This window comes from Falsiruegeria mediterranea M17 (assembly GCF_900302455.1).
GTDB lineage: Bacteria > Pseudomonadota > Alphaproteobacteria > Rhodobacterales > Rhodobacteraceae > Falsiruegeria > Falsiruegeria mediterranea.
Map to the genome: position 1 here is coordinate 1 of NZ_ONZG01000045.1, position 802 is coordinate 802.

The window sequence follows — 802 nt, forward strand, 5'->3', positions numbered from 1 at the left end:
TGGGCGATTACGACTGGTTCATTGCGACGGCCGGCGACGACACGCTGGACGGCGGCAACGGGCAGGACATGATCACCTTCCTCGAGGCCGCATCCTCGGGCGCGGCGGTGGTCGAGACGGTGTTTTCCGCCACGGGCGCACCGCCGAGCGGCGCCGCCGTGGGCGGTGTGACGCTCAACCTAAGCGATCCTTCGCAGAGCACCGGGCTGGCCTCGGGGCTGACGCTGAATTCGGTCGAGCGGGTCACCGGCTCGTCGCATCAGGACGTGTTTTACGGGGATGCGCAGCAGAATGACTTCCGCGGTCTGGGCGGCTATGACTGGTTTGTCGGATCAACCGGCGGGCGAGAGCGTTACTTCGGCGGCGACGGGCTGGACACGGTGACGTATTTCCAGTCGACCAGCGGCGTGAGCGCGTCTTTGCGCAACGGCGCGGGGCTGTTTGGCGGCCAGGAGACGGGTTACGGCTCGGCGGGGGACGCGGTGCGGGATCTGTATTTCGAGATCGAAAACCTGGTCGGCACCAACTTTGACGACAGCCTGACCGGCAACAACGAGCGCAACCAGCTGTCGGGCCTGGACGGGGACGATTTCCTGTTCGGCTACGGCGGCACCGACTACATGAAGGGTGGCGCGGGCAACGACACGCTGAACGGCGGCGCCGGGTCGGACTTTGCGGTGTTTGACGGCAACCGCGGCGATTACACGATCACCCGGAGCTCGGCGACGGATGTGACGGTGACGGGGGCCGACGGCACCGACAGCCTGATCTCGGTCGAGTATTTCCAGTTCGACGACGAGAC

General features: G+C 66.0%; 1 pseudogene. It reads left to right on the plus strand.

Going from position 1 to position 802, the window contains the following annotated elements:
• Positions 1 to 802 (plus strand): annotated as a pseudogene (locus TRM7615_RS25705) (calcium-binding protein); the annotation flags it as partial.